We start from the raw sequence: 7,834 nt of genomic DNA on the forward strand, positions 1-7,834 counted from the left end.
GTGCGGGGTGTGTTGGTGTCGGTGCTGCCGGATTATCTGGTGCCGGCGGTGGTGGTTGTGTTGGATGCGTTTCCGGTGTCGCCGAACGGTAAACTCGATCGCCGCGCCCTACCAGCACCGGAGTTCGCCGCGGTGATCTCCCGTCCGCCGGCGAACCCCACCGAGAAGGCGGTGTGCGACATTTTCGCCGCCGTGCTGGGACTGCCGCAGGTCGGCGTGGACGATTCCTTCTTCGCCCTCGGCGGTCATTCCCTGCTTGCGTCCCGGCTCGCCGTGCGGATTCGCCGGGAACTACGCGTCGAACTCCCGCTGCGCGCGGTGTTGCGCGCCCCGACCCCCGCGGCCATCGCCGCCTGGCTGGACGGGACCGGCGACCTCGCCGCGGACACCGCCCTGGACACCCTGCTGCCGCTCCAACGGGTCGACCCGTCGGCCCACACCGATCCGCCGCTGTTCTGCGTGCATCCCGGTCTCGGTCTGAGCTGGTCCTACGCCGGGCTGCTGCGCCACCTCGGCCCGCGCCGGTCGATCTACGGGATTCAGGCGACCGAGGCGGATGCGGCCACCGAACCGCTCGCGGCCACCGAGCCGACGGTGCACTCGATCGCCCAGCGGTACGCCGCCGTCATCGCCGCGACCGAGCCCACCGGCCCGATCCATCTCCTCGGCTGGTCCCTCGGCGCGGTGCTCGCGCACGCGGTCGCCTGCGAGCTCGAGCGGAACGGGCGCGACGTCCCGGTCCTCGTCATGGTGGACGGCTACCCGGACCTCGACGACGCGTCCGCAGCGGGGAACGCCGCCGCATCCGACGGCCCCGGCGGCGCGAAGGCGAACGCAGACCGCGTGGGCGAGGGTCCCGGCCTGCCAGGCCCGGACCCGGCGACCGTGCTGTCCCGGTTCCTGTACGTCCTGCTGCAACGGTCGGGGCACCCGGTGGACGGCCTGTCCGCCGACGCGGTCACTCCCGCGACCGTGCGCGTGCTCGCCGAACGGTCGGGGAGCATGTTCGCCGGGCTCGACGAGGACCAGATCCGCGCGCTGGCCCGGAGCCTGCTGACGACCGCGGCGGTCGACACCCGGGTGAAGCCGGGTCTCTACGGCGGTGACGTGGAGTTCATCCAGGCCCGACCCGATGACGACGCGGCGCCACCGGACCCGTGGGACTGGGCCCCGTACGTCGCGGGTCGCCTGCGCGTCCACCCGGTCGACGTCGAGCACGAGGACCTGCTGTCCTCGGCGGCGCTGCCGATCGTCGGGCCACTCGTCGCGCAGGGGCTCCGTCCGCGCTGATCCCTGCCGTCCCAACGACCCCTGCTGTCCCAAGGACCCCTGCTGTCCCAACGGACTTCCTGCTGTCCAACGAAACACGACCTGGAACACCAAGAGAGGCCACACCTTCATGAAGGACATGATCGAGCGTCCCATCCGGAGCTCGTTCTCCCGCAGATCGTTCCTCGCGTCGCTGTCGGCGGGGGCGGTCGCCGTCGGGCTGGCCGCCTGCGGCGATGACGGCGACACCACCGGGTCCACGGCGGGCGCCGGTTCGGATGCGGGGTTCCCGGTCACGATCGACGGCGCGGAGGGCAAGACGGTGATCCCGCGCCGTCCCAGCCGGATCGTGTCCGTCGGGTTCATGCGCGACATCGACGAGGCCGTCGCGCTGGGCGTGATCCCGATCGCGATCACCCCGGAGACCAACTTCGATTCCGGCCTCGCGCCCTGGGTGGAGGCCAAGCTGGGCAGCGCCAAGAAGCCGGAGCAGCTCAGCTACGAGGACAACCTGCCCTTCGAGAAGATCGCCTCGCTCACCCCCGACCTCATTCTCGCCACCGACAGCTACACCCTCACCGACGACTTCGGTGACCTGTCGGCGATCGCCCCGACGCTGTCCTACGACAAGGGCGTCTCCGAGGACACCTGGCAGACCCGCGTCACCCGCATCGGCCGCGCGCTAGGCACGTCCGACGCCGCGGCCAAGCTGGTCACCGAGGTGTCGGGGCGGATCGAGGCCGCCAGGACGAAGAACAGTGCCGCGTTCAAGGGCAAGACGTTCAGCTTCAGCCTGCTCAACGCCGAAGGCGCCCTGGCCACCATCATCTCGCCGACCGACGCGTCGGCGCGGTTCCTGTCCGGTCTGGGGCTGACGCTCTCGCCCAAGGTGACGAGCCTGCCGGCGGCCGGCCCGGCCGGTCGGGCGATCGTCTCCCCGGAGCGCACCGAGCTGCTCGACGCCGACGTCGTGCTGTTCTCCTTCCGCAGCGACGAGGAACGGACCAAGATCGAGGCGGACAGGCTGTTCCAGAACCTGCCCGCGGTCAAGCGGGGCGCCTACGTTCCGCTCGACGTCGAGACCGCGCTGTCGCTGGCCTTCCCCTCGACGCTGAGCATCCCCTTCGCCCTCGACGCGATCGTGCCCAAGCTCGCGATCGCGGCGAGCAAGGCCTGACGTCAACAGCTGACGCGATCGCCCCGCTCCCGCGGATCCAGCCGTGATCCGCGGGAGCGGCCCGTGGGAGGAACGATCGATGACCACCATCACCACGCTTCCCCTGCTCATCTCCGGTGACGGCGCCGCCGTCGAGGTGCTGCGGCGCGAGCGGGAGGATCTACGGCGGCGGCTCGCGGCCAGCGGTGCGCTCCTGCTGCGCGGATTCGACGTCGCCGGGGCCGACGGGTTGACGGACGCGGTGCGCGCCCTGTCCGGGGCGCCGCTGGCCTACACCGAACAGTCCTCGCCCCGCAGCGTCATCAAGGGCAACGTCTACACGTCGACGGAGTATCCGCCCCACGCCGGGATCCCGCTGCACAACGAGATGTCCTACCAGGCCGTCTGGCCGCTCACGCTGTTCTTCCACTGCGTGCAACCGCCGTCGACGCAGGGCGCGACGCCGCTCGCCTCGGTCCACGCGGTCCACGAGATGATCGATCCCGACGTCCGCGCCGAGTTCGCCCGTCGCCGGTGGATGGCCGTGCGCACCTACGGCGAGGACGTCGGCCTGCGCTGGCGGACGGCGTTCGGCACGGACAGCCGCGCGCAGGTCGAGCGACTCTGCGCGGCCGGCGGCCTGAGGGCCCAGTGGAGCGGGTCGGACGGGCTACGGACCACCGCGGTCCGCGACGCCGTGCACCGCCATCCGGTCACCGGGTTGCCGGTGTGGTTCAACCACATCGTCATCTTCCACGAGAGCAGCCTGCCGGCCGACGTGCGCGAGGGCCTGCGGGAGGTCTATGGGGACGACGGGTTCCCCAACAACTCCTGCTACGGCGACGGCGGCGTGATTCCCGACGACGTGGTGGCGCATCTGCGGGCGTGCTACCGCGCGGCCTCGGTGCGCTTCGACTACCAGCGCGATGATCTGCTCATCGTGGACAACATGGCGGTGGCCCACGGCCGGGAGCCCTTCACCGGCCCCCGCCAGATCGCCGTCGCCATGGCCGAACCCTCCCGCACCGGCTGACGCCTCTGGGGGGCTGCACTAGATTCGGTTCGCCGTCCAGGTGCGCCACAGCTGGGCGTAACGGCCGTCGGCGGCGACCAGGTCGTCATGCGATCCGCGTTCGACGATCCGGCCCTCGTCCAGCACGAGGATCAGCTCGGCGACGGCGGCCTGGCTGAGCCGATGGGCCACGACTATCGAGGTCCGGCCGCGCAGCACGCGGGCCGCGGCGGCTTCCAACAGCCGCGAGCCGCTGCTGCCCGCCTCGGCGGTGGCCTCGTCGAGGATCGCCACCGCCGGGTCGGCGAGCAGCAGCCGGGCCAGGGCCAGGTGCTGCGCCTGGGCGGGGTTGAGCGCCAGGCCGCCGTCGCCGACGACCGTGTCCAGCCCGTCCGGCAGGGTCCTGACCCAGGTGGCGAGGCCGGCGGTCTCGAGCGCCTGCCACAGCTCGCCCGGTTCCGCGGCGGGGGCGGCGAGGCGCAGGTCCTCGGCGAGGGTTCCGGCGAAGACGTGGACCTCCTGCGTGATCAGGGCGACGGTCGCGCGCAGCGTGTCCGGCGTGAGATCCGTGGTGGGCACCCCGCCGAGCCGGATCTCACCGGCGGTCGGACGATGCACCCCGGCCAGCAGCTTGGCGAGCGTGGTCTTCCCACCGCCGCTGCCGCCGACGAGAGCCACCGAGCCGCCCGCCGCAACGGTGAAGCTGATGCCGTGCAGCACATCGTGGCCCGGCAGGTAGGCATATCGCAGGTCCCGCACCGTGACGGAGCCGTCCGCGGGTCGGTTCCCGTCGGGCTGGTGGTGCTCGGTCGGCAGGTCGGTCACCCCGATCAGCCGGGCCATGCTCGCACCGGCGGACTGGAGGGTGTCCAGCAGAAACAGGACCGAATTCACGGGGCTGAAGACGTTGGCGAAGTAGAGCGCCGCGGCGCTGGCCGCCCCGATGGTCACGGAGCCGGCGTCGACGAGCAGGAACCCGGTCACCAGCACTGCTGACAGCCCGGTCACCTCCGCGACGTTGAGCCGGCCGAAGAACCGGGTCTGCAGCAGGGTGACCTCGGTGATCGCGGTGATGCTGCGGTCCACCCGCCGCCCGACCAGGGCGACATGGTCGTCGGCCAGGCCGAGAGCCCGGATGGTGGCCGCGCCGCTGAGGCTGTCCAGCAGCTGCTGTTGTTCGCCGCCCGCGGCGCGGCGTCGCTCGGCGTAGATCGGGGCCGAGCGGCCCAGGTACCACCGCGTGGTGACGGCCTGGATCGGCACGGCCACCAGCGCGGCGACGCCGAACCGCCAGTCCAGGGCGGTGAGCCCGACCAGGGTGAGTGCGATGATCAGAGCCGATTGCACAAAGTCGGGGACCGCGGAGCGGATGGCATCGCTGATCATCGCGATGTCCTCGGTGATCCGGGACGCCAGATCGCCCGACCCGCCCTGCTCGATGCGTTCGAGCGGCAGGCCGAGCGCATGGTCGACGAAGTCCTCCCGGGTCGTTGCCAGGATCTGCTCGCCGAGCTGGGCGGCCGACGCCAGCCCGGCGAACGCGAGCGCTCCCTGGCCCAGCGCCGCGGCGGCCAGCAGTCCGACCGGCGCGGTCAGCGCGCCGGCGTCGCCACCGGCGGCGAGATCGACGATCCGGCCGAGCAGCGGGGCCGTCAGCAGGCTGCAGGCTGCCGCGCCGACGAGCAGGAGCAGGGCCACCGCCGCACGGCCCCGGTGGCGGGCCAGCAGCGTGCGAATCGCCGCGCGGGTGCGCCGGGCACTGGCCACCGGCAGCAGATCGGCCTCGCCCGTCGGGTCGGCCCCGCCCGTCAGATCGGCTTCGATCATCAGGTCAGTACCAGTTCCCGGTAGGCGGAGTTGTCGCGGGACAGCACGTCGTGGTGGCCGGCCGCCGTGACGCGCCCCTCGGAGATGAGTACCACCCGGTCGGCGATGGCGAGCAGGGCCGGGCTGCTGGTGACGATCAGCGTCGTCCGACCCGCCCGCAGTGCCCGCAGGCCCGCGCCGATCTCCGTCTCGGTGACGGTGTCCACCGCGGTGGTCGGTTCGTGCAGGACCAGTACCGGGGGATCGGCGTGTAGCGCGCGGGCCAGGGCCACCCGTTGGCGCTGGCCACCCGACAGCGATCGGCCCCGCTCGGAGACGGCGGTGGCCATCCCCGCCGGCAGCACCGAGGCGACCTGGTCCGCACGGGCGGCTCGGACCGCCGGGATGAGGTCGCCCGCGCGGCCGGCGAGAATGTTGTCCCGGAGGCTGCCCTCGAACAGGCTCGGGTCGTGCGGCGACACGAGCACGGCAGACCGCAGCTTGTCCGGGGCGAGCGTGCTCAGCGCGACCCCGTCCAGCAGGATCCGGCCATCGGGCGGGTCGGCGTCGCGGCCGAGATAACGCAGCAACATGGCGGCGGCGGTCGGATCCGTGATGACCAGGCAGACCAGTTCACCGGCGGCGACGGTGAACTCGACGCCGAACAGGCCGCCGCCGCTCACCCCCGACACGACGATCTCGCCGGCGACGGCCGGGCCGGGTGCGCCCCGTCCGCCGGGCGTCGCCGCGGGGTCGGTCAGGACCCCGGCGATGCGTCCCGCCGACGCCCGTCCCGCCGCGAAGGCCGCGGTGATGTCGCCGAACGTGCCCAGCGGGCCCTGGAGGAACGCGGCCAGCCCCACCGCGGACACCAGCTCGCCCGCGGTGATGTTCCCCGCCACCGCGAGCCGGCCGCCGACCAGCGCGACCAGCGCGAGGAACAGCCCGTTGACCGCGGCGACCGCGCCGGACTGGCCGGCCTCGGCGCGGGTGCTGCGCAGCGTCGCCGCCAACGACTCGCGGCTGATCGCCCGGTACCGGGCCAGCCCGGCCGCCTCGGCGCCGATTCCCTTGAGGACCCGTACGCCGCGGACCAGGTCGACGGCGACGCCCGCCGCGCGGGCCGCACTCTCCTGCTGCGCGGCCGCCCGGCTCTCCAACGGGTTGCTCAGCCACCGCACGACCAACAGGAGCAGCGGCGCGCCGAGCAGGATGAGCAGGCCGAGGGGGATCGAGACGACCAGCAGCGCGATGCTGGCGACCGCGGTTCCGACCACGGCGGCCACACCGTGCGGCAGATGGAAGTTCAGCATGGTCGTCCGCCGGACGTCCGCCGTGGCGATGCTCACCAGGGCGCCCGGCAGCAGGTCGGACCGGACCATGCCGCGGCTGTCGAGGACCCTCGCCGTCACCCCGAGACGCAGGGTGCGGTCCGCGCGGACCCCGGCGAGCAGCGCGACCCGCATGCCGAGGCGCCAGGTCAGCGACAGGACGAGAAAGTTCCCGGCGAGCACGGCCAGCCACAACAGCAGCGTGGACAGTTCACCGGTGGCGGTGGCCCGATCGATGATGACCCCGACGAGCACCGGGACGAGGGCCTCGCCGCTTTGATGGCAGACGAACAGTGCGGCCGCGGCGGCAATGCGGTTGCGGTGAGCAAGGATCGACCGGCGAAGGGTGGCGGAACCCTCGGGCGTGCTGGCCACAGCTCGCGCCACCGTCCTTAACCTGGGGATCTTCTTCGTAGGTTATGTTACCTTAACCTTAATCGTCCGGGTTTTCGTCAGGTGCGGTGGAGGAAGAGGCGATGGCCAGCCAGCCCGGGTTCGTGGGTCTCGCCGACGCCGCCGCACCCGATCGTCCCGACGCTCCCGCGGGCGGGGTCGGCCCACCGCCGGCCATGGCCCGGGGCGCTCTGGCGGCGCGATCGGTCGGCCTGGTCGCCGCGTTGGTCGTCCTCGCCGTCATGTGCGCGGTCAGCCTCGCGGTGGGCACGCGGCACATCGGCCTCGGCGGCGTCTGGTCCGCGCTCGGCCACGACGACGGCAGCGAGAACGCCTACATCGTGCGCGAGCTGCGGGTTCCCCGGACGATCCTCGGCGTGCTCGTGGGGCTCGGGCTGGGCCTGGCCGGGACGGTCATGCAGGCGCTGACCCGCAACCCGCTCGCCGACCCCGGCCTGCTGGGCGTGGAGACCGGCGCGTCGATGGCGGTCGTCCTCGCCTTCTTCCTGCTGGGGGTCACCACGCCGGCCGGCTACGTCTGGTTCGCCCTGGCGGGTGCCGCCGCCGCCTCCCTGCTGGTGTACACCCTCGGTTCGGCGGGGCGCAGCGCCACCCCCGAACGGATGGTGCTGGCCGGCTCGGCGGTCAGCGCCGCGATCAACTCGTTCGTGGCGGCCATCCTGCTCATCCACGGACGGACCTTCGACCAGTACCGGTTCTGGGTCGTCGGCTCCCTCGCGGGACGCGGCTTCCCGCTGGTCTGGCAGCTGGGACCGATCATCGTGGTGGGCGCGGTGCTGGCGCTCGGCCTCGGCCGGGCGCTCAACGCGCTGGCGCTGGGCGAGGAGACCGGTCGCGCCCTGGGCG

Annotated in this window: 6 protein-coding genes; 4 read left to right on the forward strand and 2 right to left on the reverse strand. The window is 72.7% G+C overall.

The window, feature by feature from the left end; translation table 11 throughout:
• The 3 genes from NBZ83_RS27630 to NBZ83_RS27640 form a co-directional block, all read left to right on the forward strand.
• Window positions 1-1,290 (forward strand): thioesterase domain-containing protein (locus NBZ83_RS27630; RefSeq protein WP_261576090.1); only part of this gene is annotated, 1,290 nt, incomplete at its 5' end.
• Window positions 1,291-1,408: 118 nt separating this feature from the next.
• The gene (locus NBZ83_RS27635; protein WP_261570306.1) at window positions 1,409-2,446 is read left to right on the forward strand and encodes an ABC transporter substrate-binding protein; all 1,038 of its coding nucleotides are present in this window, start codon (window positions 1,409-1,411) and stop codon (window positions 2,444-2,446) included.
• 79 nt (window positions 2,447-2,525) lie between these two features.
• Window positions 2,526-3,458 carry a TauD/TfdA family dioxygenase gene (locus NBZ83_RS27640; RefSeq protein ID WP_261576091.1) on the forward strand — a complete coding sequence of 311 codons (933 nt, stop codon included), beginning with the start codon at window positions 2,526-2,528 and terminating at the stop codon, window positions 3,456-3,458.
• A gap of 18 nt (window positions 3,459-3,476) precedes the next feature.
• On the opposite strand, the gene NBZ83_RS27645 is transcribed toward NBZ83_RS27640, so the two are convergent.
• Together NBZ83_RS27645 and NBZ83_RS27650 are read right to left on the reverse strand one after the other, a co-directional pair.
• Entirely contained in the window at window positions 3,477-5,264 is a 1,788-nt protein-coding gene (locus NBZ83_RS27645; protein ID WP_261576092.1) for an ABC transporter ATP-binding protein, read from the reverse strand.
• Window positions 5,264-6,961 (reverse strand): ABC transporter ATP-binding protein, encoded by a 1,698-nt coding sequence (locus NBZ83_RS27650; protein ID WP_261570311.1) that lies wholly within the window; start codon window positions 6,959-6,961, stop codon window positions 5,264-5,266. The genes NBZ83_RS27645 and NBZ83_RS27650 overlap by 1 nt, the downstream gene beginning before the upstream one ends.
• Window positions 6,962-7,050: 89 nt before the next feature.
• On the opposite strand from NBZ83_RS27650, the gene NBZ83_RS27655 reads away from it, so the two are divergent.
• A partial coding sequence (locus NBZ83_RS27655) for a FecCD family ABC transporter permease (RefSeq protein WP_261576093.1) occupies window positions 7,051-7,834 on the forward strand: 784 nt, incomplete at its 3' end.

Origin of the sequence: Frankia gtarii (assembly GCF_025403375.1) — a bacterium.
Lineage (GTDB): Bacteria > Actinomycetota > Actinomycetes > Frankiales > Frankiaceae > Frankia > Frankia gtarii.